Source organism: Streptomyces sp. NBC_00576 (assembly GCF_036345175.1).
In the GTDB taxonomy this organism is placed as follows: domain Bacteria; phylum Actinomycetota; class Actinomycetes; order Streptomycetales; family Streptomycetaceae; genus Streptomyces.
Map to the genome: position 1 here is coordinate 4213194 of NZ_CP107780.1, position 24133 is coordinate 4237326.

Sequence of the window (24133 nt, forward strand, 5' to 3'; positions counted from 1 at the left end):
GTCTGAAGGAGCTCAGTGAGTGGTCGGCTCGGTCTTGTCCAGACCGAAGGCTTGAGGGCCGAGTGCCCGGAGAGCAGTCAATATCGCCCTGATCTGAGGCACTTCGTGAGTGCGGTAGATACCTGTTCCTCCGAGATGCGCCAAAACCGTAAAGAAGCCTTCGGCGGTGCGGAACTCATCTTCGAATAGACCGAAGGCGTGAGGCAAGGCGTGGCAGATTGGAATCCCTATCCGTCGAAGCCTGAATGTATTCAGGAGGGCCCGCCCCTGATAGTGAGTGCGAATATTGGCGGCTACAGATCTCTCGTGAGAGAAGCCAATTCCGGGGTCAATGACGATTCGATCGACCCCAACTGAGCGAGCGTGATCCACGCGCCTCTCAAAGTAGTCAAGCATCCTAGGAATGGGGTCTTGGTCGATGCCCTTGGCGCTCACATCCCGAGAGTTCTGCCCTTCGACATAGCAAAGAATAACTGTCGCCTGATGGTCGGCCAGCATAGGGAATATTTCACCGTCTGATGCCAACCCTCCGGAGTAATTCAGCAGGAGCGCCCCCGCTTCCAGGCACGATCGGGCAACGGCAGGCTCATAGGTCTCGATCGAAACGGCGATACCTTCCGAAGTAAGCCCCTTCACGACTGGCACCAAGGCGGAGATCTGTTCTTGTGCAGTGACCTGCACAGTATGGGGGTTGCTTGACTCGGCGCCGACATCGACGATATCGGCTCCTTGCGCAGCGAGAATACGCCCTTTCCGGATAGCGGAGTGGGTTGAGGTCGCAATGCTCTCCCGATAGGTGGAGTCTTGAGAAAGATTGACGCATCCCATGATGGCGGGGGTGGTGTCGACATCGATTTCTCGATCCCCCACGCGAAGCGGGTCGACAGGTAGGGAAAGATCGTCCTCAAATCGCCGCGCCAGATCTATCAAATCGGTAAGGGAAATCATCCGACCTCACTCTCAACTAGATACTTTGCGCAGATCCACCGGGACCTCGGCGCGTCGGAGAGGGCACGCCCGCTGGCGGAACGCGCGCTGCGCCTGCACGAGTCCAGCGTGCCGGCGGTCATATCGACGAGGCGGCGTACGGGCCGGACGACCCCTACGTGAGCTTTGACCTGATTGCACTGGCGAACGTTCACGTCGACCTCGGCGACTACGCCACGGCCGTGCCGCTGATCTCGCGGGCGCTGCGGATCCGCGAGGCCAGGTACGCACCGGACCACCTGTACATCGGGTACGTACTGCTGTTCAAGGCCCAAGTCCTGCACACGTTGAACGACCCGACGGCAGTGGACCTCGCGCGCCGGGGTGCACAGATCATGCACACCCGACTGGGCAAGACCCACCCCAAGACCCTGGACGCATTCGCTCTGGTCAACCGTCTAGGTTGACGACGCCGCCCTAGCGGCCGACGAGCCGACGGAGCAGGCGCTTTGTGCGCGGTCTGGAAGGACCCGAGTTCGTCAGGCAGGTCTCGCCAGGGCGAGCAGGTGCGGTATTTCCACGCGATGGCCTCCAACGTCCGGCGGTGATCGGCCCGCCGTCGTCCACGGACCGGATCGGCCGGCATCAGCGGCTCGATCCGGTCCCGCATCGCATCGCATCAGTGATCAACAGCCGGACAGACACATCCGATCAGCTGACCAGCCCATCAAAGAGACACGCGCCAGGGGCGGCGGGGCCGGACACAACCGCGCCTAACTCACCCGATACCCCCGAATCACCCTGTACTCCACGGCTCCCCCGTCCGCGAACCCCGCGCTCGCCCGCAGCGACACATACCCACCGGACGCGGGCCGCCCGGGCAACGGCACCACCCACGCGTCCCGCCCGGCCTTCACGGGTCGCGCCTTCCGCCAACTGCCCCCGTCGTCGTACGACACCTCCACCGACACCGACCGCACCGCCGAAGCGGCAGCCCCCGGCTGCCGTACGAGCCGCATCGGCACGACCGGCAGCCTGCCCGTGTTGCTCTGATCGACAACGGGCGCGAAGTCGAAGGCCGACAGCCCGACCGCCTCCTGCCCGCTCACCTCACCGGAGCGGAAGGTCCAGGAGCCGCTGATGCTCGTACCCAGCCCGAAGCCTCCGTTGGCCGCGCTGCGCTCGGCGGAGTACTCCAGGCGGTAGGTCGACTCGGCCGCCGGGACTGTGCCCGAGGCGTCGGTCCACGGGTAGTTCAGCTCCACGAGTTTCTGGTCGCGGTAGTAGAAGGCGACCCTGCTCTTGTCGTACGACGAGTAGCCGGTGTGGCCCGCCTGGTCGCCGGCCATCGGGACGTTGAAGGAGAGGCGGTTGCCCTCGCGGGTGACGAACGTCGTGCGGGTGAAGCGTGGGCCGGGTACCGCTTTCTGCCAGGTCACGGTGTAGCGCTTGCCGGGCTTGTAGGTCTCGTAGTCGCTGAAGAACTGGGTCTGGAAGGTCCCGTCGGCCGCGTACTGGTTGTAGCGCGTCTCCCACATCGTGTCGTCGGCCTTGTAGTACAGGGTTCGGCTGCCCGGGGTGTCGAACCAGCTGGCGCCCGCCGACAGCGCGCTCCCGCCCTCCGGTGGGAAGCCGAAGTTGTGCTGGAACGCCCGCGAGGGCGCACCTGTCGTCGCCGAAGTCACCGAGTAGTACCGCTGCTTCACCTGCGCCAGTTCGCTCTGCCTGACCACCCGGCTGAAGTTCGTCGGCAGATGGCCCCGTTCGAACCACACCAGCACGTATTCGTACGGCGAGTCGTTGTACGTGCCGTCCGCGCCCTTCTTCGCCCAGAAGCCGCGTACGTCCGCGACCAGCGCCCCCTCCCCCGGGCCCACGTCGTCGCCCAGGGCGGCCGTGAACAGTTTGCCGAAGGAGTCGGCGGTGACCCGCATGCCGAAGCCCGTCCCGTTGGTCAGTTCGCGGCGGAAGCCGACCGCCGCGAGGCGCAGGCTCGCGTCCTTGCGGGGGAGGGTCGCCGAGACGGGTGTGGCCTTGCGGGCGTCGAGGACGATCTCGCTGTCGCCGGTCACCGTGAGGGTGGGGCGGGCCAGCAGTGTCGTACTGCCGTCCGATGCCGTGATGACCGACGCGTCGACCGTGTAGCGGCCCTCCGGTACGGCGACCGTGCCCGAGCCGGACGGGTCGTACACGAAGCGGTAGACCGAGCCGTCGAGGCTCATGATGTCGGTCCAGTAGTTCGCCGCCGGGTTGCCCGCGCGGTCGATGACCTTGACCGTCAGGTTGTGGGTGGGGGTGGCCTTGGTGATCGTGAGCGGTACGCGGATCGAGGTCCCGGTCGTCGCGTCCGCGCCCACCAGCGCGCCCTCGAACACGCCCGTGCCGCTCTGGACGCGCGTGTCGGCGGTCAACGTCACCGTGGTCGCCTCGCCCGGCGGGACGGTCGTCCTCTCCGGGCTGACCGTGAACATGCCGGCCGGCGCAGCGGAACCGCCGGGGCCGGTCACCTTCGCCGCGAAGTCCAGGGTCACCGGGTCCTTGCCGTCGTTGCGGTAGGTCACCGCCTTGACCACCGGCACGTCGTCGTCGGCCGGGGCGGCCTGGGTGCCCAGGGGCAGGGCGGTCGGGGTGGCGAGGACGGACTGGTGGACGGCGCGGGCCACATCCACCCGGCCCGCGCCCTGCGCGTTGACGTTCGCGCCGGGAGTGGGTGTCGCCGACGCCATGAGGGCCGCCTTGAGCTCGGCCGCCCGCCAGCCGGGGTGCTGTCCGGCGAGCAGGGCCGCTGCTCCGGACACGTGCGGGGTGGCCATGGAGGTGCCGGAGAGGGAGGTGTAGCCGGGCTCGACCTCGATGTAGTCGCTGCCCGCGTGCACGGCCCGCGCGGCGACGATGTCGACGCCCGGTGCGGTGATCTCCGGCTTGATCGCGCCGTCCTCGCGCGGGCCCCGGCTGGAGAAGTCGGCCATGACGTCCTGCTTGTCGACGGCGCCCACGGAGAGCGCGGCGTCCGCGGTGGACGGGGAGTCGACCGAGCCGTCCGCGCTGCCGTCGTTGCCTGCGGCGAGCACGAAGAGGGCACCGGTCTTCGCGGTCAGCGTGTTCACGGCCTGTTCCAGGACGTCCTCGCCCGGGGCGTCGTCACCGCCGAGGCTCATGCTGACGATCTGCGCCCGGGGCGCGGCCCACTCCATCCCGGCCAGGATCGCCGAGTCGGGGCAGGAGCGGTCGGGGCACACCTTGCCGATCAGCAGGGACGCGCCCGGCGCGACCCCCTTGTACTTCGCGCCGCCGCCCGCCACCGTCGACGCCACGTGCGTGCCGTGGCCGACCAGGTCGTCGGTGTCGGCGGCGTCGGTGAAGTTGACGGCCTCCTTGATCCGTCCGGCCAGGTCGGGGTGGGTGGCGTCGACTCCGGTGTCCAGGACGGCGACCGTGACGCCCGTGCCGTCGTACCCCGCCTGCCATTCCGTGGGCGCGCCGATCTGCGGCACGCTCCGGTCCAGGCTGATCTGCCGCTTGCCGTCCAGCCAGAGTTTGGCGATGCCGCTCGCCGTGCGCAGTCCCGTCGTACGGCTGCCGGTGGTCACCCCGTCCCAGAAGGTGGCCGCCGTCTCCTTCGCCACGGCCACTGCCGCGCCGTCGACGGCTCGCAGGGTGCGGGTCACCCTGGCTCCGTCCGTGGCGCGCAGGCTTCGGCTGCCGAGCGTCGCGTCGGCGTACGTCACGATCGTGGGCAGTACGGCCGTACTGGCGTCGTCGTACCCGGCCGCGACCAGGCCCGTCACATCGAACAGCCGCTCGTCGACCTGGCCGCCGGCGACCATGCGGAGGGCGTCGTTCGGGACGACGTACTGGTGGCCGTCGCGTTCGAACTGCTGGAAGCCCATGCTCTCGCGGCCGAGGGCGGGTTCGATGGCGACGCCGGCGCCATCAACTCCCTTGCCCGTGCTGGACAGTTCGACCCTGTCGCCGGTGACGAGGGTGACCCGGTGGAGGCCGGCCTGCTGTGCGGGCCCGTGGGTCCATCCGGAGGCGTTCCCGGCAACGACCGTGCCCGTACCGCCAGTTGTACCCGTCCCACCTGTTGCGCCGGTTGGGCCGGTTGCGCCGGACGCGGGTGCGCCCGCCACAACTCCCTGTATCAGCAGGACAGTTACCAGCGCGCCGCTCAGTCTTCTGGACATGCGGGACATACGGCCTCCACTGCTGCTGTGGTGACGGTCGTGACTCCGGTCGCCTTCGACTGTCCCGCCCGATGCGATCTTTCGGGTACTCCCAACCGCCCATAACATCGCGCTATGGATCTCGAGATCCGCCACTTACGCGTCCTGAACGCCATCGCCGATACCGGCTCCATCACCCGCGCCGCAGCGGCCCTCGGCTTCACCCAGCCCGCGCTGACCGCCCAACTCCAGCGCATAGAACGGGCGTTGGGAGGTGCCCTGTTCGTACGGGACGGGAGCGGCTCCCGGCCGACGGCCTTCGGCGCGATGGTGCTGACGCACGGGCAGGGCATCCTCACGGCCCACGAGGACCTCATGCGTGACGTACGACAGCGGGGCCCCGACGACTCCGACCTGACCGCCGTCCGGCTCGGATCCGTCCCCGGCCCGCTCACCGCCGTACTGGTGACCACCGCGCGCAGCCTGCTGCCCCGGGCCGAGATCACCCTGCACACCTGCGACACGGAGGAGGAGCAACTCGAACTGCTCGCCACCGGCCGGCTCGACTTCGGCCTGGTCGTCGACTACCCGGAGTACGAGCTGGCGCTGCGTCCCGGGCTCAGCGAGGCCCTTCTCGCCGTCGACCCCGTCTTCGTGCTGATCTCCGAACGGCATCCGCTCGCCGCCCGCCCCGACATCCCCCTCTCCGCGCTCTCCGGTGAGGCCTGGCTGGCCGGCGAGAACAAGGACGTACGGATGCGGACGCAGTTCCGGGCCGCGTGCCGACGCGCCGGATTCGCCCCTCGCCGGGTGCAGCGGCTGAGCGGCAGCGTGGTGTTCCCGCTGGTCGGACAGGGTCACGGGGTCGCCCTCGCGCACCCGCTGGTGACCGAGCGCGAGGGTGTGGTCGTACGGCCGCTGACCGGGGACCCGATGGGCGTACGGCAACGGCTGGTGTGGGCGGCCCACAGCCCTCTCGCCGAACACGCGCCCGCGCTGCACGACGCGCTCACGAAGGCGTACTGGGCGGAGGCGCAGCGGGCGCGGGTGTACTGGGGGTGGCTGGAGGGGAGGGGGCGACTGCCGTCCCCCGCGCCCCCGCCCTGAGCAAGCGCTTAGAAAAGTGCGGCCCGAGTCACACCGCCACACGCGTGACCGGGACCATACGTACGGGTAACTTCCAGACCAGGTCTGCTTACACCCTCGTCGCCAATGGAGCCGTCATGCCGGAAGCCGTCATCGTCTCGACCGCCCGCTCCCCCATCGGACGCGCCTTCAAGGGCTCCCTCAAGGAGCTGCGCGCCGACGATCTCACCGCCACGATCATCCAGGCCGCGCTGGCCAAGGTCCCCGAGCTCGACCCGCGGGACATCGACGACCTGATGCTCGGCTGCGGTCTGCCCGGCGGCGAGCAGGGCAACAACCTCGGGCGGATCGTCGCCGTACAGATGGGCATGGACTACCTGCCGGGCTGCACGATCACCCGTTACTGTTCCTCGTCCCTCCAGACGTCCCGCATGGCACTGCATGCCATCAAGGCGGGCGAGGGCGACGTCTTCATCTCGGCCGGTGTCGAGATGGTCTCCCGGTTCACGAAGGGCAACTCGGACTCGCTGCCCGACACGCGCAACCCGCTCTTCGCGGAGGCCGAGGCGCGCACCGCGGCCGTCGCGGAGCAGGAGGGCACCTCGTGGCACGACCCGCGCGAGGACGGCCTCGTGCCGGACGCGTACATCTCGATGGGGCAGACCGCCGAGAACCTCGCCCGCGTGAAGGGCGTGACCCGTCAGGACATGGACGAGTTCGGCGTCCGTTCGCAGAACCTCGCCGAGGAAGCCATCAAGAACGGCTTCTGGGCGCGCGAGATCACCCCGGTGACGCTGCCCGACGGCACGGTCGTCAGCAAGGACGACGGTCCGCGTGCGGGTGTGACGCTGGAGGGCACCCAGGGGCTCAAGCCGGTGTTCCGTCCGGACGGACTGGTCACGGCCGGCAACTGCTGCCCGCTGAACGACGGTGCCGCGGCCGTCGTCGTCATGAGTGACACGAAGGCGCGCGAGCTGGGCCTCACACCGCTGGCCCGCATCGTGTCGACCGGCGTCTCCGGCCTCTCCCCCGAGATCATGGGCCTCGGCCCGGTCGAGGCGAGCCGGCAGGCGCTGCGTCGCGCCGGCCTCACCGCCGACGACATCGACCTGGCCGAGATCAACGAGGCGTTCGCCGCCCAGGTGATCCCCTCCTACCGCGACCTCGGCATCCCGCTGGAGAAGGTCAACGTGAACGGCGGCGCCATCGCCGTGGGCCACCCCTTCGGCATGACGGGCGCGCGCATCACGGGCACGCTCATCAACTCCCTCCAGTTCCACGACAAGCAGTTCGGCCTGGAGACGATGTGCGTCGGCGGCGGCCAGGGCATGGCGATGGTCATCGAGCGCCTGAGCTGAACCGTCGCGCTCCCCGCGAATCCCCAACTGGCGGAATCGTTTCGGTAGTCGACCGGACGCAGTGAGTGAGAAGGCGGCCCGGAACCCCGTAACCACCGGGGTTCTGGGCCGTTTTGTGATCCAATCTCCCCCAGGATGTGACCTATCTCGCTCTGGCGGGGTATTTGCGCAGGTCAGGGCAGGTTCGATACCAAACCCCGGGCCCAAAGTCCTGTCCGTTTCGTGACGTTACGCACTGACAGGTGGTTAGTGCATCCTTCAAGCTGATGTAGGAAGTCGGGGGTCGACTTTGAACCGGGAGTACGTCAGTGAGCGCTACGCCTCTTGCTCTGCTGCTCGCCACAGCCACCATCACCACGGCTGTGGGCGTCGCCGTTCTGCGCACCCTGCTGGCGCTGCGTCGACAGATCGCGGCCCTGCACGCCGAGCTCGCCGCCCAGAGTCTCGCCGTCGGAGCGCACGGTCTCGTACCGCAGGCCCGCACCTCCGCGGACACCGCCGAGATACGCGCTGCGGTGGCCGAGGCGCTCGCCGAGGAGCGGGAGCGGGAACTTGCCGAGGCGCGCGCTTTCTGGGCCGCCCAGGAGGCGCGTGACGCCTCCGACGCGCCCTCCCTGCTCGGCCTCCCGGACAGCGAGCTGTTCCTGCCCCGCCCGGCGGACTTCGCGGGCCTGGAGTCCCTGGAACCGGTGACCGAGCCCAGCACCGACGTCGACGAGTTCGCCGGGGAGTCCGCCGAACTGGCCGCCGCCCGTCGCCGGCACCCCTCGCACCCCGACTTCGTGCCGGCCCAGTCGCCCGTCGCGAACGACCACGAACGCACGGTCGCCTGCCTGGAGGACCTCGCCGACTCCCGCACCGCCCTGGCCGACGTCCGCCCGGGCCCCCTGGGCACCCTCGACGTCTACGTCTTCACCGACGGTACGACCCTCTGCATGACCCCGGGCCACCGCGAAACCGCGGAACGCCTCTCCACAGCCCTGCGCTCGGGCGCGGCCCCGGTCCTCCTCGGCGGCTCGGGCATCTCGGGCGCCTACGCCCTGACCTTCGAATGCGGCGAGGAAACGGTGTACGTACTGGCGGACAGGGTCATAGCGTCCCTGTAGTCGAAAGCGGCCACTGCCCGCAGTCGCGGAGGCCGGCCACGATTGCAGGTCGCGAAGGTAAGTCTCGGTCACGGCAGCTGGTGTTCGTCGCCGAGAGGGACCGGCCGTTCAATCGCCGCCGACAGAAGCGCCCCGACAGGGGCGCGGGGCTCTGACATTTGCGGCTCCGCCGCGCGGGCGCGAGAAGCCCCGCCGGGCCGCCGGCCGACAACGAACCCGCTAGACCCCGGCCCGCTGCTGCGCCTCGGCGACCAAGGTCAAAGCCGAGGCCAACTCCCCCTCGCTCCGCAGAACAAGCGCCAGATCATGCGCGGCAACAGTCACCTGATCCGCCGCGGCGAACATCCCCACATCAGGCATGACCCGAGGCTCGACCCCGGGCGACTCCACCAGCTGGGCACGCCGTGCCAACTCCCTGGCCAGCCCCAGCGCCTCCGCCGCAGCCCCCCTTTGCAACCGACTCTGCGGCGCCGCCCGCAACCGGTCGGCAAAGTGATCCACTGCAAGCGTCAAAGGCTCGGTATCCAGCACGCCGTGAGACTAACCGTCGCAACCGGACTGTTGCCAACAACCCAACCCTCAGGCACGGTGGCCTGAAGGACCGGCTTACATCCCCTTTGCGTCCGGAGGCGCCGATGTCCCACGTCCTCTCCGAGGAGACCCACCGCAACATGCTCGCCCGCATCCCCCAATGCACCGGTCGTGAAGTCTCCGACTGGTTGCGCACCGTCGACGAAGGCCCCTCCCTCTTCCGCTTCGAGGAGAAGGTCAGCTGGCTCCGGCACGAGCACAATCTCGCGTACGGCCACGCCAAAGCCCTCATTCACGAGTACGACCTGAGGAGGGCCGCGCGCAAGTTCCTCTGAGAGCACAGCCCTCTGAGGGACCGAGGCGTGCACCGACATAACGGCGAAGGGCCCCGGGAGTGACCCCGGGGCCCTTCTACTGCCTACCTACCGACCACTACTGGCCGCCGTACCGGCTGCCAGTCGTACCGGCTGCTAGTCGTTCCCCTGCAGGATGGCGATCAGCCGCAGGAACTCCAGGTAGATCCAGACCAGCGTCATCGTCAGACCGAAGGCGGCGAGCCAGGCCTCCTCGCGCGGCGCGCCGTAGGCGATGCCGTCCTCGACCTGCTTGAAGTCGAGGGCGAGGAAGCACGCACCGAGCAGGATGCCGATGATGCCGAACACGATGCCGAGGCCGCCGCTGCGGAAGCCGAGGCCGTCACCGCCGCCGAACACCGCGAACAGCAGGTTCACGGCCATCAGCAGCACGAAGCCGAGCGCCGCCGCCATCACGAAGCCGTAGAAGCGGCGGTTGACGCGGATCCAGCCCGCCTTGTACGCCACGAGTACGGCGGTGAAGACCGCCAGCGTGCCGATCACGGCCTGCATGGCCGCACCGCTCGCGATGCGGTTGTCGACGACGCTGGAGACGACGCCGAGGAAGACACCCTCGAGCGCCGCGTACGTCACGATCAGCGCGGGCGAGGCCTTGCGCTTGAAGGACTGGACGAGGCCCAGAACCATCGCGATCAGACCGGCGCCGATGGCGATGCCGTAGGACCGGCTGATGTTCGCGTCGTCGACCGGCAGGAGCGCCCAGGCGAGCGCCGCCGTGACGACCAGCACACCGAGCGTGGTGGCGGTCCGCATGACGACGTCGTCCATCGTCATCCGGCCGGTGGAGACCGGGGCCTGCGGCGGTGCGCCGTGCTGAAGGTCCTGCTGGGCGTAGGGGTTGGTCGCGTACGGGTTGCCGCCCTGCTGGGCGTGCTGGTCCGCATACGGGTTGCCCGGCTGCGTACCGACAGCGGCGCCCCCGGCCTGCGGCGCGGTGTTGAAGCCCGCGTAGCCGTTGTCGCGGCTGAACCCCCGTCGCGAGAAGACCGGGTTGCTGCTCCTCATTTCACTCCTCCATGGCCACCGTGCGGCCACCGTCCGTAGCCTTGGGCTCAAGAGTAATAGGTGGGCAAAGGATTGACCCTAGTGCTTGGGGAGGATCTTTCCCTTGTCCTGTCGCGAACACGCTACGCGCCGCCCTGATTCCCGGCTACGGAGCCCCGGGACCATGACCAACCTGGTACAGACCCGAGACCACCCGCTGTTCGTGAGCGGCATCGCCCGGCAGGCCGGGGTCGACCACACCTTCCTCGACCGCCTCCGCGGCCTGCTCGCCCGCATCCACGCCGCCGAACGGCAGCCCTCCGCCTCGGAGCCAGTGGCCGGGCCCCCGCCCATCCCCGCCTCGCTCCAGGCCGACCTCGCCAACGCACCCGCCCGCGACACCCGGCTCGTCATCCGGACCCAGCACCTGGAGCGCCGGCCGGCACAACTGCTGAGCGCGCAGGCGTGGCGGGAGTCGGGCCTCGGTGCCCCCGCCGACCGGGAAGAGCTTCAGCGCCCGGACACCCGCCTGGAACAGGCGACCACCGAGCTGTTGGCGCGGCCGGAGGAGAGGGGCGCGGAGCTGGAGTCCGCCGGGCGACCGGCCGCGAGCCGACCCGGGCCCTGAGCCAGCAGGGAACCGCGCACCGCCAGGGTCCGGCCGGCCCGGCCGTCCGGCTTCAGCCGAGGTAGCCCTTGGCCGCGGAAGGCGCGCCCCAGCGGCGTGTCTCCCGCTTCGTCCGCCGCCCCGACGAGACCGGCGGGCGACCGCGACCGATCTTGCGCCGCCCGAGCGACAGCAAATGTTTGGCTAGCCACATGTTTGCTGTTATGTTGGCTATGTGGCCAGCCACCTAAATGGGTGGTGGCGCGAGAGGAGTCGTCATGAAAGCCATCCTGTTCGACCGTTTCGGAGGCACGGAAGTGCTGCGCGAGGCGGACATCGAGGTCCCGCAGCCCGGCCCCGGGCAGATCCGCGTCCGCGTCAGGGCGGCCGGGCTGAACGCGCTGGACGGCAAGATCCGCTCCGGGATGATGGAGGCCGTCCGCCCGACGACTTTCCCCGCGGTCCCCGGTGGCGAGCTCGCCGGCGTGGTGGACGCCCTGGGTGAGGGCGTGCAGGACGTGCAGGTGGGTGACGAGGTGCTGGGCTGGTCGGACACCGGCTCGTACGCCCAGTACGCGCTGGCCACCACCGTGGCCCCCAAGCCCGCCGGCCTCGACTGGCAACACGCGGCCGCGCTGCCCGTGGCGAGCGAGACGGCCGAGCGGGTCCTGGACCTGCTCGGCGTCGCCGCCGGGGAGACCGTACTGATGCACGGCGCGGCCGGAGCGGTAGGCACCCTGGCGGTCCAGCTCGCCACGGCCCGCGGAGCGCGTGTCATCGCCACCGCCGGCCCCGCCAACCAGGACTACCTCACCTCGCTCGGTGCCACCGCGACCCTCTACGGCGAGGGCCTGGTCGAACGGGTCCGGGCACTCGCCCCCGACGGCGTGGACGCGGTGTTCGACCTGGCCGGGAAGGGAGCCCTGGAGGACTCCATCACCCTGCGCGGCGGCACCGAGCGCATCGTCACCATCTCCGACCTCCGCGCGCACCAGCTCGGCATCACCTTCTCCAGCGGTGGCCAGGAACGCTCGGCCGCCCGCCTGGCCGCGTTGGCCCAGGACGCCGCGAACGGCAAGGTCGTCACCACCGTCACCGCCTACCCGCTCGCCCAGGCCGCCACGGCCCAGCAGGTCAGCGACGCCGGGCATGGCCGGGGCAAGCTCGTCCTCACCGTCGACTGATCACGCCCGCCTTTCCCTCTTGTTCCGGTCATCACCTGGCCATCCCCGCACCGAAGGAACGCACATGCTGCACGCCCTGTGGACACCGACGACCGTCGGTGACATCTCCCTGCCGCACCGCCTGGTCATGGCCCCCATGACCCGTGACCGCTCCACACCCGAAGGCGTACCGACCGAGCTGAACGCCGAGTACTACGCCCAGCGGGCCTCGCACGCGCTCATCATCACCGAGGGAACCCAGCCCTCCACCGACGGCCAGGGCTACCTCCTCACCCCCGGCATCCACAATGACGATCAGATCGCCGGGTGGCGCAAGGTCACCGACGCCGTGCATGCGGCCGACGGCCGGATCGTCATCCAGCTGATGCACACCGGACGCATCTCCCACCCCGACAACACTCCTCACGGCCGTCAGCCGGTCGCCCCTTCGGCGGTCCAGCCGCAGGGCGCGATGTTCACCGCGTCCGGGCCCCAGGAGATGCCGACACCCCGTGCTCTGTCGACGCAGGAGGTCGCGGCGACCGTCGACGACTTCCGCCGCGCCGCAGCGGCTGCCGTCGCGGCAGGCGCCGACGGCGTGGAGATCCACGGCGCCAACGGCTACCTGGTGCACCAGTTCCTGTCCGACAACACCAACCAGCGCACCGACCGCTACGGCGGTTCCGTCGACAACCGCATCCGCTTCGCCGTCGAGGTCGCCGCCGCCGTGGCCGACGAGATCGGCGCCGACCGCACCGGCCTGCGCATCTCCCCCGGCAACCCCTACAACGACATCGCCGAGTCCGACACCGCCGAGCTGTATCCGGCGCTCCTGCGCGCCGTCAGCCCGCTCGGCCTCGCCTACCTCCACGTGATGCACGCGGGCGACGAGGAACTGCTGGGCACCCTGCGCGCGCTGTGGCCGACCACGCTGATCCTCAACCGGGCCGGCACCGACCTGCCCACCCGCGCCAAGGACATCGACCACGGCACTGCCGACCTTGTCTCCGTCGGCGCCCTCGCGCTCGCCAACCCGGACCTGGTCGAGCGGCTACGCTCTGACGCGCCGCTGAACACCCCCGACCCGGCGACCTTCTACGGAGGTGGAGTGGCCGGCTACACCGACTACCCCACCCACACTGTCTGAGGAACCGAACCATGGCCGCCCCTACGCCCCGCACCCCCACTACGGCCAGCGAGGGGCCGATGAGCTACGCGATCTACCAGCTCGCCCGTGCTCACCGGGCCCGCGCCGCCGCCATGCTCCGCGAGTTGGACCTGCATCCCGGACAGGAACTCCTGCTGATGCACCTCCTCGACCGGGACGGCCAGACCCAGTCCGAGCTGCTCGAAAGCGTCGACGTGGACCACTCCACCATCTCCAAGTCCCTACGCCGCATGCAGGACGCCGGCCTGCTCGTCCGCGAGCCGGCCGACCACGACCGGCGCGTCATGGTCGTCCACCTCACCGACAAGGGCCGTGCCATGCGCAAGCCCCTGGCAGCCATGTGGCAGGCCCTGGAAGAGACCTCCGCGCTGAACCTGTCGGCGCAGCAGGCAGAGTCCTTCGTCCGCATCGCCCACGCCATCACCGACGCGATCAACAGCCGTGCCGTTACGGCGGAAGAGTCCGAGTAACTCCCCTCGGCCTGCACCCCGGGTTCCGGTTCCGGCCTGGAGTGCGAATCGTTTCCGGCGTTCCTGCGAAGTGGACGGTGCCGCAGCACACTCGGCTCACGAAGGCCCGTGCCGAACGGAGCCAGGCTCCCCGACTGTCGGTTGAAGCCCCGGTGAACCGAGTGGGCTGGGGCCTCAGCGCCAGGGGCCGAGTGCGAGCTGTCCCCATGGGGAGCAGGACGGAACTCATGGGGGCAGGACAACCCGCCCGCAGGGCCGGCGGTGACCCGCGCAGCGGAACCGCCCGCCGCAGGCCCGCCCCCTGAGCGACCCGGCCCGACGGCGCCCACCTCCCGCGGCCACCGCTGCCCCGCCCACGCAATCCTCCACCCGGGAAAGTGAGACCCCCATGACCACCAGCCACCCCGTCCTCGTCGTCGGCGCGACCGGCTCCCTCGGCGGCAAGGTCGTCGACGAACTGCTGGGGCGCGGTAAGAACGTCCGCGCCCTGGTCCGGCCGGCCACCGACGCGAGCAGGCTCGAAAGCCGGGGTGTCGAGATCGCCCGCGGCGACATGCTCGACCTCGGCTCGCTCGTCGCCGCCATGAACGGCGCCGATGCCGTCATCACCACCGCTGCCGGCTACACCCGCGGCGGCAAGAACGCGCACGACATCGACACCGTCGGCAACGCCAACCTCGCCGAGGCCGCCCACCGCGCCGGCATCCGGCGGTTCGTCCTGACCAGCATCCTCACCAGCGACCAGACGCCCCAAGTCCCGCACTTCTGGCACAAGAAGATCGCCGAGGACAAGCTCGAACAGCTCGGCGTCCCGTTCGTCGCACTGCGCCCGGGGGCTTTCCTCGACCAGATCGCGACCATGGCGGGCAACCCGATCGAAAAGGGCCGCCTGACGTGGATCGGCAGGACCACCGTCCCGCTGACCTTTGTCCACACCTCCGATCTCGCGGCGTACCTGGCGGCCGCCGTCGACGCCGAGGCCGACAACGGTGAGCGCATCGACATCGGCTGGGACCGTCCGGTCAGCATGCGCGAGATGTCCGACCTGATGGGCCGCCGGGCCGGAAAGAAGATCAAGGTGTGGGCCGTCCCCTCCGTCGTCGCCCGCGCCGCAGGAGCCGTTGCCGGCCGCTTCATGCCCCTGGTCAAGGACATGGCCGCGATGTTCGGCTGGTTCGACACCGGCCGCTACGTCGCCGACCCCCGCCGCCAGGAGCAGCTGTTCGGCCCCGCCCCCACGGCCGAGGACGTTCTCGGCCGGTACACCGACGAGCTGGGCACGGCGCAGCACCGGTGACGGGCCCGCATCCCGGTCCCGCCACCCGGGCGGGGGCCGACCAACCCATGAATGACCAACCCATGAAGCCCCACCCTCGGCCGGGCTCGCGCCACAGTCGCGCCCCCGGATAACTCTTGATCAGCCGGCAGGCTCACTCCAGGGGGAACCCCGTGTACCCCTCGGCCAGGTCGGTCTCCGCCGAACGGGCGCCGGCGATCCGCTCCAGCCGGGCCAGCTGGAGCCGGTCCTCGAAGGGGGTGGCGTCCGCAGTCCGGTGCAGGAGGGTCGTCATGTCGTACGAGAACCGTTCGGCCTGCCAGACGCGGCGCAGACAGTTCTCGGAGTAGGCGTCGAGCAGGTCCGCCGACCCCGTCTCCTTCTCGTGCGTCAGGGCGCGCGCGAAGGTCACGACGTCCCCGACGGCGAGGTTGAGGCCCTTGGCGCCGGTGGGCGGCACGATGTGCGCGGCGTCGCCGGCCAGGAACAGCCGCCCGTACCGCATCGGCTCGTGGACGTAGCTCCGCATCGGTGTCACGGACTTCTGGGTGATGGGCCCGCGGTCGAGCTTCCAGCCGTCGGCGGTCTCGAAGCGCCGCTCCAGCTCGTCCCAGATCTCCTCGTCGCTCCACTCCTCGGCGTCGGTGCCGTCCGGCACCTGGAGGTAGAGGCGGGAGACGGACGGGGAGCGCATGGACAGGAGGGCGAAGCCGCGGTCGTGGCGGGCGTAGACGAGCTCGTCGTGCGAGGGCGCTACGTCGGCGAGGATGCCGAGCCAGCCGAAGGGGTACGACCGTTCGAAGACGCGGGTGAGTTCGGCGGGGATCGCCGTACGGGCCACCCCCCAGAAGCCGTCGCATCCGACGACGTACTCGCACTCCAGTACGTCCTCGCGCCCCTCGTGCCGGAACCGCACCCGCGGAGTGCCGCTGTCGGCGTCCTCCACGGCGAGCGCCTCCGCCTCGAAGAGCAGGGGGCCGCCCTCCGCCAGCTGGAGGGCGATGAGGTCCTTGCAGACCTCGGTCTGCGCGTACACCATCACGGACCGGCCGCCGGTGAGGGCGGGGAAGTCGACGCGGTGGCGCTTCCTGTCATAGCGCAGCTCGATGCCGTCGTGGCGCAGGCCCTCGCGGTCCATGCGCGCGCCGGCCCCGGCCTCGCGCAGCACGTCGACGGTCCCCTGTTCCAGGATTCCGGCCCGCTGCCGTCGCTCGACGTACTCCCGGTCTCGGCTCTCCAGGACGACCGAGTCGATACCGGCGTTGTGGAGCAGCCGGGCGAGCAGGAGGCCGGCGGGGCCGGCTCCGATGATGCCGACAGTGGTACGCATCGGTCGTTCCCTTCACGTGATCCAGATCCATACTGCCGAGGTTCACCGATGTTCGTATAGTGAAATTTACTTCACGAACCGGTGATGATGAGTCTCTGACCACACGCGTCCGCTGTCAACGGTTCCGTGATGAAGTCCTCAATGAAAGGAGCATCGACAAATCCGGCATAAGGCAGTCGGAAGTGCCCGGAGCCGGACTTGAACCGGCACGCCCGCGAAGGGGCAGCGAGGTTTAAGCTCGCCGTGTCTGCATTCCACCATCCGGGCAGGCCCTGGGCTCCGCATCGAGGTTCCGAGCCTATCGGGACGCTCCACCCGAACTGCGGGTGAGGGCCCCGATGTTGTCTTATTTTATTGACTTCTGAGGGTGCATCAGCACCTGGAACGAGCCATCCGCACTTGCCAATAGCCTTTCGTGAGGCGGCCCGGCGCGCATGCGGAATGACGGAATTTCACCGTCCGAACAAGGGGGCTCCACCTGTTCTTGCCATGGCCCGTCGGACAGGTCCTAGGGGACGACCGTCATCCCCAGGTATGACACGGGCCCGCCGGGTCCCTCCCGAGTCTGCCTTCGGAACCGGAACAGCGGCTGACTACACGGCGGCCTGCGGCCACGACGATGGTTCACGTGGTTCACGAGCTTCAGAACTCGAACCCATCGCCGCGCCACCGTCCCGACAGGAGCCCGCCCGTGACCGCCTCCACCCCCCTTGCCGACCGGACCACCACCACGGTGGCCGCCCGCGCCACGGAACTGTCCAAGATCTACGGACAGGGCGAGACGCAGGTCGTCGCCCTGGACCGGGTCTCCGTGGACTTCCGGCAGGCCGAGTTCACCGCGATCATGGGCCCGTCCGGCTCCGGCAAGTCCACGCTGATGCACTGCGTGGCAGGTCTGGACTCCTTCTCGTCCGGCTCCGTGCGCATCGGCGACACCGAGCTGGGCTCCCTCAAGGACAAGCAGCTCACCAAGCTCCGCCGGGACAAGATCGGCTTCATCTTCCAGGCGTTCAACCTGCTGCCGACGTTGACCGCCCTGGAGAACATCACCCTCCCGATGGACATCGCGGGACGCAGGCCTGACAAGGAGTGGCTGGATTCGGTGATCTCGATGATCGGCCTCGCCGACCGTCTGAGCCACCGCCCGTCCCAGCTCTCCGGCGGCCAGCAGCAGCGCGTCGCCGTGGCCCGGGCGCTGGCCTCCCGCCCCGACATCATCTTCGGCGACGAACCGACCGGAAACCTCGACTCCCGCGCGGGCGCCGAGGTACTGGGCTTCCTGCGCAACTCCGTACGGGAACTGGGGCAGACGGTCGTGATGGTCACCCACGACCCGGTGGCAGCGGCGTACGCGGACCGGGTGGTCTTCCTCGCGGACGGACGGATCGTGGACGAGCTGTACGGCCCGACGGCGGACGGCGTCCTGGACCGCATGAAGCAGCTCGACACCAGGACGGTCCGCACCAGCTGACGGCTTCTCAACTCCCGTACCCCAGACCCGCATCCCAGACGACACCGGACTGAGACGACACCCATGTTCCGTACCGCCCTGCGCAACGTGCTCGCGCACAAGGCCAGACTCCTGATGACCGTGCTCGCCGTGATGCTCGGCGTGGCGTTCGTGTCCGGGACCCTGGTCTTCACCAACACCCTCTCGAACGCCCTCCAGAACAGCTCCGCCAAGGGCTTCGACCAGGTCGACGTCGCCGTGCAGCCGGGCGCCGGAGACGTCGGGGACGATGGGGGCGACACGATCGCCAAGTCCCCGGAGCTGACGCAGGCCCTGCTAGACGAGAGCGCGAAGGTGCCGGGCGCCGCCTCCGCGATCGGGGTCGTGAACGGCTTCACGGCCATCGCCGACAAGGACGGCAAGCTCATCGGCGGCGGTTTCCAGTCGCAGGGCGCGAACTACTGGGGTGACAAGGACGCCCGGTACCCGCTGAAGGACGGCACCGCGCCCAAGGGCGCCGGCCAGGTCGCCCTCGACGCGAAGACCGCCGAGCGGGCCGGCTACAAGGTCGGGGACACCGTGCGCCTGTCGGTGGACGGCCCGGTGTTCTCCCCGACCGTCTCCGGCATCTTCACCACGGACGACGGCAACGTGACGGCCGGCGGCAGCCTCGCCCTCTTCGACACGGCGACCGCGCAGCGACTGTTCGGCAAGGTGGGCGCGTACGACGAGATCGAGGTCAAGGCGGCGGCCGGGACGAGCCAGACCGCACTCAAGGCGGCGCTGGACAAGGCCCTGCCGCGGAACGCCGTCGAGACGACGACAGCCACCCAACTCGCCGACGACCAGGCGAAGAGCATCGCCGCCGGGATGAGCGGCCTGAAGCAGGGCCTGCTGGTCTTCGCGGGCATCGCGCTCTTCGTCGGTACGTTCATCATCGCCAACACCTTCACCATGCTGGTCGCCCAGCGCACCAAGGAACTGGCGCTGATGCGGGCGGTCGGTGCCTCGCGTCGGCAGGTCACGCGGTCCGTGCTTGCCGAGGCGTTCGTGGTCGGCGCGGTGGCGGCGGTGACCGGACTGGTCGCGGGCATCGGTATCGGGGCCGGGCTGAGGGCGCTCCTCGGCATGCTCGGCGCGACCGTGCCCGACGGGCCGCTGGTCGTCACGCCGGGCACGGTCGGCGCGGCCCTCGCGGTCGGCATCCTCATCACCATGCTGGCGGCCTGGCTGCCCGGCCGCCGCGCCGCGAAGATCCCGCCGGTCGCCGCCATGAGCAGCGTCCACGCGACCGCGACGACCAAGTCGCTGGTGCTGCGCAACACGCTGGGCGCGCTCTTCTCGGGCGCGGGCATCGCCGTGGTCCTCGCGGCCACGACGATGAGCGGCTCGGACGGCCAGGCCCCCATGGGCATCGGCGCGGTACTGCTCATCATCGGTGTCTTCATCCTCACCCCGCTCCTCTCCCGCCCGCTGATCGCCGCCGCCGGCCCGTTCATGCGAGTGTTCGGCGTCGCCGGGAAGCTGGCCCGCCAGAACTCGGTCCGCAACCCCCGTCGTACGGCCGCCACGGCCTCCGCGCTGATGATCGGGCTCACCCTCATCACCGGCATGACGGTGATGGCGGGCAGCCTCCAGCAGGCGATCGACAAGATGGCGTCGGCCTCGATCAGGGCGGACTACATCGTCTCGATGGCCAACGGCCAGCGCCTCTCCCCCGACGTCGCCGGGAAGCTGACGAAGACGCCCGGAGTGACCGCCGTCAGCCCCCTGAGCGACGCTCCCGTCCTCATCGACGGCACGTCGGACTACATGACCGGCGTCACCGGCGCCGCGATCGGCAAGCTGACGAAGCTGACCGTCGACGACGGCACGTTCAAGGTCGGCGGCACCCAGGTGGTGGTGGACGAACGGACGGCCAAGTCCCATGACTGGAAGGCGGGTTCGGCCTTCACGGTCGGCTACGACGACGGGCAGAAGCAACGGCTGACCGTGGCGGGCGTGTACGAGGGCAACGAGGTGGTGAGCGGCATCATGGTCGACAACACCCTGCTGGCCCCGCACCGGACGGACGCGGCCGAGCCCATCGACATGCAGGTGATGGTCAAGACGTCGGACGGGGCGACGAGCGCCACGAAGGACAAGCTGGAGAAGGCCCTGGGCGCCAACCCGGCCATCAAGATCCAGGACAAGAAGGACATCTCCAACGAGATCGCGCAGATGTTCACGCTGATGCTGAACATGCTCTATGGCCTGCTGGCCATGGCGGTCCTGGTCGCGGTCCTCGGAGTCATCAACACCCTGGCCATGTCGGTCTTCGAACGCTCCCAGGAGATCGGCATGCTCCGCGCGATCGGCCTCGACCGCAAGGGCATCAAGCGGATGGTCCGCCTGGAGTCCCTGGTGATCTCCCTCTTCGGCGGTGTCCTGGGCATCGGCCTGGGCGTGTTCTTCGGCTGGGCGGCCGGGGAGCTGATGGGCACGAGCATGCCGACGTACGAACTCGTCCTGCCCTGGGCCAGGATGGCGCTCTTCCTGCTCCTCGCCGCCACGGTGGGCGTCCTGGCGGCCCTGTGGCCGGCCCGCCGCGCGGCCCGCCTGAACATGCTGGCGGCGATCAAGTCGGAGTAGGCGCAGCCGTACGGGTGTTGGGCCTCGCTGATACGACCGCGGGGCCCAACACCCCTTTCCGTCGCCGTCAGTTCCAGGTACGGGCCCTCAGCGGCAGCCCGGAGGCACCGGACTCAGGGGTCCGCACGGCGAGGACCTGGTTGACGCCGAGCCTGTTGTGTTCGAAGGCGAGGGCGCAGGCGGCCATGTACAGCCGCCAGACGCGGGCGCGCCCCGGGCTGGTGAGCTGCTGGGCCCGCCGCCAGTCGGCCTCCAGACTGGTCACCCACTGACGCAGGGTCAGCGCGTAGTGCTCCCGGATCGACTCGACGTCACGCACCTCGAACCCGGCCCGTTCGAGTTGGGTGACGGTGGTGCCGACGGGCGCGAGTTCGCCGTCCGGAAAGACATAGGCGTCGATGAACCCGTCGAGGCTGTACGCACCCTCGTCCGCCTCCGGCCGACGGGCGATCTGATGGTTGAGCAGTCGGCCGCCCGGCTTGAGCAGGGCGTACAGGTCGCGCGCGTACGTCAGATACTGCTCGCTCCCCACATGCTCGGCCATCCCCACGGAGGAGACGGCGTCGAAGGGCCCGTCGGTGACGTCCCGGTAGTCCTGCACCCGGATCTCCACCCGGTCGGTCAGCCCCTGGTCCGCGACGCGCTTACGGGCGTACGTGGCCTGCTCCTGCGAGAGCGTGACGCCGACGACGTGTACGCCGTGCTCCCGGGCGGCGTGGATGGCGAGGGAGCCCCAGCCGCAGCCGACGTCGAGGAGGCGCAGGCCCGGCGTCAGGGCGAGCTTGCGGCAGATGAGTTCGAGCTTGTCGCGCTGTGCGGCTTCGAGGGTGGTCGTGCCGTCAGGGGTATCGCCAGGGGCCTCCCAGTAGGCGCAGGAGTACACCATGGACGGGCCGAGGACGAGAGCGTAGAAGTCGTTGCCGACGTCGTAGTGGTGGCTGACGGCACGTTTGTCGGTGCGCTTGGTGTGGAGCTGCCGGCGCCTTCGCGGAACCTCCTCGCGGGGCGGTGCGGGCGGGACCGGAAGTCCGGCCATCTTCACTAGCCCGCGCACCGCGGCCCGCGCCTCGGGTTCACGCAAGGCCTCGGTGAGACTCCGGGCATCCTCTCCGCGGTCCCAGACCAGCCCGGACAGCAGATCGAGGGCGGCGTAGAAATCCCCCTCGATGTCCAGGTCGCCGGCGACCCAGGCCCGGGCGAGCCCCAGCTCGCCCGGCTTCCACAGCAGCCGGCGCAGGGCGCGGCGGTTGCGGACGACCACGGTGGGGGCACCGGGCGGCCCGGCCTGCGAACCGTCCCAGGCGCGGATGCGCATCGGGAGCGGGACCCCCAACAGTTGTTCGGCAAAGCTCTGCAGCCGCGACGCGGCTTCGGGCATGGCGCACACCTCCGTTACGACATAACCGGGAATGTCCAACACCCACGAAAACACCAACGGGTCGCCCTCGCAGTCCCCGGGGGCGATCACACTTGGGCAAAAGGAGGACGCGGCGGCGCTGCCGTCACGGCAAACGCCGTGATTACACACCCACCCGGCCGGCACCATCCAGCCTGTCCGGCGTTTGAGGACAAGGCCCGTTCAGGGCCGGAGGGGGTCTGGGGGCGCAGCCCCCAGGACGGGATGGGACGGGTAGGGGCGGCGGGGGCGAAGAAACGACTGAAGGGGCCGCCCGCACCACGGATGGCGGGCAGCCCCTTCAGGGGTGTTTCAGTGACCGGAGGTCACGGAGGACGTCGGGGAGGTCAGGAGGCCTTGGCCTCTGTCTTCTCCTCGGCCTTCTCCACGGCCTTCTTCGCTGCCGCGGCAGCGACCGGCGCCGGCTTCGCAGCCTCGTAGAACTCCTCACGAGGAGTCTCCAGCGCCCCCAGCGCCACAACCTCACGCTTCAGGAACATCGCCAGCGTCCAGTCCGCGAACACCCGGATCTTCCGGTTCCACGTCGGCATCGCCAGACCGTGGTAGCCGCGGTGCATGTACCACGCCAGCCGGCCCTTGAGCGTGATCTTGAGCTTGCCCATGACGATCATCGCGACGCCCTTGTGCAGGCCGAGACCCGCGACGGCGCCCTTGTTGGAGTGCGAGTACTCCTTCTGCGGGAAGCCGCGCATACCGGAGACCACGTTGTCCCCGAGCACCTTCGCCTGCCGCAGCGCGTGCTGCGCGTTCGGCGGGCACCAGGCGTTCTCCACGCCGGCCTTGCGGGCGGCCACGTCCGGCACCTGGGCGTTGTCGCCCGCGGTCCAGATGTAGTCCGTGCCCGTGACCTGGAGCGTCGGCTGCGCGTCCACGTGACCGCGCGGACCGAGCGGAAGGCCGAACCGCGACAGAACCGGGTTGGGCTTGACGCCCGCGGTCCACACGATGGTGTTGGAGTCGACCTCGAGTCCGTTCTTCAGGACCACGTGGCCGTCCACACACGAGTCCATCGACGTCGAGAGGTAGATCTCGACCCCGCGGCTCTCCAGGTGCTCCTTGCCGTACTGGCCCAGCTTCGGGCCGACCTCGGGAAGGATCTTGTCAGCGGCGTCGACGAGAATGAACCGCATGTCCTCGCGGGACACGCTGGTGTAGTACTTCGCCGCGTCGCGAGCCATGTCCTCGACCTCGCCGATGGTCTCCGCACCCGCGAAGCCACCGCCGACGAAGACGAAGGTGAGCGCCTTGCGGCGGATCTCCTCGTCGGTCGTGGAGTCAGCCTTGTCCAGCTGCTCCAGGACGTGGTTCCGCAGGCCGATGGCCTCCTCGATGCCCTTCATACCGATGCCCTGTTCGGCGAGGCCGGGGATCGGGAAGGTGCGGGAGACCGCGCCCATGGCGATGACGAGGTAGTCGAAAGGCAGCTCGTACGCCTCACCCACGAGGGGGGCGATCGTGGCGACCTTGCGGTCCTGGTCGATGGTGGTGACCCGACCGGTGAGAACTTCCGCCTTGGGCAGCACACGTCGCAGCGGTACGACGACATGGCGCGGCGAAATGCTGCCGGCGGCGGTTTCGGGGAGGAAGGGCTGGTAGGTCATGTACGACCGGGGGTCGACGACCGTGACGGTCGCCTCGCCGTAGCGCATCTTCTTGAGGATGCGCCGAGCTGCGTACAGGCCTACGTACCCACCGCCTACTACGAGGATCCTGGGACGCTCCGTGGTGCTCATGCCATCGAGTATCCACCCGCTCCAGGGGGGTCGCTCGTGCGCCCCTTCACAAGCTTCTTCACCACCTCTGCTACACTGCGCGGCCCGCATGGCCGAGGCGGTGCCACGCGAGAGGAACCAGCGGGCGGTACGCCCCGATGTCAATGCCGCGTGAACTGCCCTTCCGGGCCGCCGGAGTGACTGGACCAGCGTCCCGCAACACCCCCCGGAAACACGGCCGGAACGCTCCCCGGAGCACGCTCCCACCCCAGGTGAGCCCCCGAAAGGGCCCTCCGGACCATGTTCGTCGCCCAACAGGACCGAATTCCTTGTGAAGAACTTCACGAAGTTTCCCGGGAGAGCGTCACCAGGGGGCC

The 24133-nt window shown here is 69.4% G+C and carries 19 protein-coding genes, 1 tRNA gene and 1 pseudogene; 12 read left to right on the top strand and 9 right to left on the bottom strand.

Annotated elements, in window-relative coordinates; genetic code table 11:
• Positions 1-12: 12 nt before the first annotated feature.
• Positions 13-948 carry a dihydropteroate synthase gene (locus OG734_RS17845; protein ID WP_330288491.1) on the bottom strand — a complete coding sequence of 312 codons (936 nt, stop codon included), beginning with the start codon at positions 946-948 and terminating at the stop codon, positions 13-15.
• Positions 949-1106: 158 nt separating this feature from the next.
• Here OG734_RS17845 and OG734_RS17850 point away from each other — a divergent pair, with 158 nt between their 5' ends.
• Entirely contained in the window at positions 1107-1394 is a 288-nt protein-coding gene (locus OG734_RS17850) for a tetratricopeptide repeat protein (RefSeq protein ID WP_330288492.1), read from the top strand.
• Here OG734_RS17850 and OG734_RS47960 read toward each other — a convergent pair.
• Positions 1280-1632: pseudogene (locus tag OG734_RS47960) on the bottom strand (transposase); the annotation flags it as partial. The gene OG734_RS17850 and the pseudogene OG734_RS47960 overlap by 115 nt on opposite strands.
• A gap of 68 nt (positions 1633-1700) precedes the next feature.
• Positions 1701-5114, bottom strand: coding sequence for a S8 family serine peptidase (locus tag OG734_RS17860; protein ID WP_330288493.1), 3414 nt, complete (start codon positions 5112-5114; stop codon positions 1701-1703).
• Between the two features lie 114 nt (positions 5115-5228).
• Here OG734_RS17860 and OG734_RS17865 point away from each other — a divergent pair, with 114 nt between their 5' ends.
• The 3 genes from OG734_RS17865 (at position 5229) to OG734_RS17875 (ending at position 8643) form a co-directional block, all read left to right on the top strand.
• The gene (locus OG734_RS17865) at positions 5229-6200 is read left to right on the top strand and encodes a LysR family transcriptional regulator (protein WP_330288494.1); all 972 of its coding nucleotides are present in this window, start codon (positions 5229-5231) and stop codon (positions 6198-6200) included.
• 116 nt (positions 6201-6316) lie between these two features.
• Positions 6317-7537: an acetyl-CoA C-acetyltransferase gene (locus tag OG734_RS17870; protein ID WP_330288495.1), complete on the top strand. Its 1221-nt coding sequence runs from the start codon at positions 6317-6319 to the stop codon at positions 7535-7537.
• A 308-nt stretch (positions 7538-7845) separates the two neighbouring features.
• On the top strand, positions 7846-8643 hold the full coding sequence (locus tag OG734_RS17875; protein WP_330288496.1) for a hypothetical protein: 798 nt from the start codon (positions 7846-7848) through the stop codon (positions 8641-8643).
• Between the two features lie 219 nt (positions 8644-8862).
• Here the strand turns inward: OG734_RS17875 and OG734_RS17880 are convergent, their stop codons facing one another.
• Positions 8863-9174 carry a hypothetical protein gene (locus OG734_RS17880; protein ID WP_330288497.1) on the bottom strand — a complete coding sequence of 104 codons (312 nt, stop codon included), beginning with the start codon at positions 9172-9174 and terminating at the stop codon, positions 8863-8865.
• A gap of 104 nt (positions 9175-9278) precedes the next feature.
• On the opposite strand from OG734_RS17880, the gene OG734_RS17885 reads away from it, so the two are divergent.
• Positions 9279-9509 carry a DUF4287 domain-containing protein gene (locus OG734_RS17885; protein WP_330288498.1) on the top strand — a complete coding sequence of 77 codons (231 nt, stop codon included), beginning with the start codon at positions 9279-9281 and terminating at the stop codon, positions 9507-9509.
• 135 nt (positions 9510-9644) lie between these two features.
• Here OG734_RS17885 and OG734_RS17890 read toward each other — a convergent pair whose 3' ends face one another.
• Complete coding sequence (locus tag OG734_RS17890) at positions 9645-10553, bottom strand: Bax inhibitor-1/YccA family protein (protein ID WP_330288499.1); 909 nt, start codon at positions 10551-10553, stop codon at positions 9645-9647.
• Between the two features lie 163 nt (positions 10554-10716).
• On the opposite strand from OG734_RS17890, the gene OG734_RS17895 reads away from it, so the two are divergent.
• The 5 genes from OG734_RS17895 (at position 10717) to OG734_RS17915 (ending at position 15237) form a co-directional block, all read left to right on the top strand.
• Positions 10717-11160 (top strand): hypothetical protein, encoded by a 444-nt coding sequence (locus OG734_RS17895; RefSeq protein WP_330288500.1) that lies wholly within the window; start codon positions 10717-10719, stop codon positions 11158-11160.
• A gap of 257 nt (positions 11161-11417) precedes the next feature.
• Entirely contained in the window at positions 11418-12323 is a 906-nt protein-coding gene (locus OG734_RS17900) for an NADP-dependent oxidoreductase (protein WP_330288501.1), read from the top strand.
• A 64-nt stretch (positions 12324-12387) separates the two neighbouring features.
• Entirely contained in the window at positions 12388-13449 is a 1062-nt protein-coding gene (locus tag OG734_RS17905) for an alkene reductase (RefSeq protein ID WP_330288502.1), read from the top strand.
• Positions 13450-13460: 11 nt separating this feature from the next.
• Positions 13461-13940: a MarR family winged helix-turn-helix transcriptional regulator gene (locus tag OG734_RS17910; protein WP_330288503.1), complete on the top strand. Its 480-nt coding sequence runs from the start codon at positions 13461-13463 to the stop codon at positions 13938-13940.
• A 388-nt stretch (positions 13941-14328) separates the two neighbouring features.
• Positions 14329-15237 (top strand): SDR family oxidoreductase, encoded by a 909-nt coding sequence (locus tag OG734_RS17915; protein ID WP_330288504.1) that lies wholly within the window; start codon positions 14329-14331, stop codon positions 15235-15237.
• A gap of 133 nt (positions 15238-15370) precedes the next feature.
• Here the strand turns inward: OG734_RS17915 and OG734_RS17920 are convergent, their stop codons facing one another.
• Positions 15371-16546 (bottom strand): 4-hydroxybenzoate 3-monooxygenase, encoded by a 1176-nt coding sequence (locus tag OG734_RS17920; RefSeq protein ID WP_330288505.1) that lies wholly within the window; start codon positions 16544-16546, stop codon positions 15371-15373.
• 183 nt (positions 16547-16729) lie between these two features.
• Positions 16730-16813 (bottom strand) — tRNA-Leu (locus OG734_RS17925).
• Between the two features lie 352 nt (positions 16814-17165).
• Between OG734_RS17925 and OG734_RS17930 the strand changes: the two genes are divergently transcribed.
• A complete protein-coding gene (locus OG734_RS17930) occupies positions 17166-18017 on the top strand; it encodes an ABC transporter ATP-binding protein (RefSeq protein WP_443064872.1) in 852 nt (283 codons plus the stop codon).
• A gap of 63 nt (positions 18018-18080) precedes the next feature.
• Positions 18081-20627, top strand: coding sequence for an ABC transporter permease (locus tag OG734_RS17935; RefSeq protein ID WP_330288506.1), 2547 nt, complete (start codon positions 18081-18083; stop codon positions 20625-20627).
• Between the two features lie 67 nt (positions 20628-20694).
• On the opposite strand, the gene OG734_RS17940 is transcribed toward OG734_RS17935, so the two are convergent.
• Positions 20695-22005 (bottom strand): cyclopropane-fatty-acyl-phospholipid synthase family protein, encoded by a 1311-nt coding sequence (locus OG734_RS17940; protein ID WP_330288507.1) that lies wholly within the window; start codon positions 22003-22005, stop codon positions 20695-20697.
• 365 nt (positions 22006-22370) lie between these two features.
• A complete protein-coding gene (locus OG734_RS17945; RefSeq protein WP_330288508.1) occupies positions 22371-23777 on the bottom strand; it encodes an NAD(P)/FAD-dependent oxidoreductase in 1407 nt (468 codons plus the stop codon).
• Between the last annotated feature and the right edge of the window lie 356 nt (positions 23778-24133).

Excerpts from the sequence above, each read along its gene's own strand:
- OG734_RS17935 (WP_330288506.1), top strand. The coding sequence starts at position 18,081 with ATGTTCCGTACCGCCCTGCGCAACGTGCTCGCGCACAAGGCCAGACTC.
- OG734_RS17860 (WP_330288493.1), bottom strand. The coding sequence starts at position 5,114 with ATGTCCAGAAGACTGAGCGGCGCGCTGGTAACTGTCCTGCTGATACAG.
- OG734_RS17885 (WP_330288498.1), top strand. The coding sequence starts at position 9,279 with ATGTCCCACGTCCTCTCCGAGGAGACCCACCGCAACATGCTCGCCCGC.
- OG734_RS17895 (WP_330288500.1), top strand. The coding sequence starts at position 10,717 with ATGACCAACCTGGTACAGACCCGAGACCACCCGCTGTTCGTGAGCGGC.
- OG734_RS17905 (WP_330288502.1), top strand. The coding sequence starts at position 12,388 with ATGCTGCACGCCCTGTGGACACCGACGACCGTCGGTGACATCTCCCTG.
- OG734_RS17845 (WP_330288491.1), bottom strand. The coding sequence starts at position 948 with ATGATTTCCCTTACCGATTTGATAGATCTGGCGCGGCGATTTGAGGAC.
- OG734_RS17900 (WP_330288501.1), top strand. The coding sequence starts at position 11,418 with ATGAAAGCCATCCTGTTCGACCGTTTCGGAGGCACGGAAGTGCTGCGC.
- OG734_RS17865 (WP_330288494.1), top strand. The coding sequence starts at position 5,229 with ATGGATCTCGAGATCCGCCACTTACGCGTCCTGAACGCCATCGCCGAT.
- OG734_RS17920 (WP_330288505.1), bottom strand. The coding sequence starts at position 16,546 with ATGCGTACCACTGTCGGCATCATCGGAGCCGGCCCCGCCGGCCTCCTG.
- OG734_RS17910 (WP_330288503.1), top strand. The coding sequence starts at position 13,461 with ATGGCCGCCCCTACGCCCCGCACCCCCACTACGGCCAGCGAGGGGCCG.
- OG734_RS17890 (WP_330288499.1), bottom strand. The coding sequence starts at position 10,553 with ATGAGGAGCAGCAACCCGGTCTTCTCGCGACGGGGGTTCAGCCGCGAC.
- OG734_RS17945 (WP_330288508.1), bottom strand. The coding sequence starts at position 23,777 with ATGAGCACCACGGAGCGTCCCAGGATCCTCGTAGTAGGCGGTGGGTAC.
- OG734_RS17940 (WP_330288507.1), bottom strand. The coding sequence starts at position 22,005 with ATGCCCGAAGCCGCGTCGCGGCTGCAGAGCTTTGCCGAACAACTGTTG.
- OG734_RS17870 (WP_330288495.1), top strand. The coding sequence starts at position 6,317 with ATGCCGGAAGCCGTCATCGTCTCGACCGCCCGCTCCCCCATCGGACGC.
- OG734_RS17915 (WP_330288504.1), top strand. The coding sequence starts at position 14,329 with ATGACCACCAGCCACCCCGTCCTCGTCGTCGGCGCGACCGGCTCCCTC.
- OG734_RS17930 (WP_443064872.1), top strand. The coding sequence starts at position 17,166 with ATGGTTCACGTGGTTCACGAGCTTCAGAACTCGAACCCATCGCCGCGC.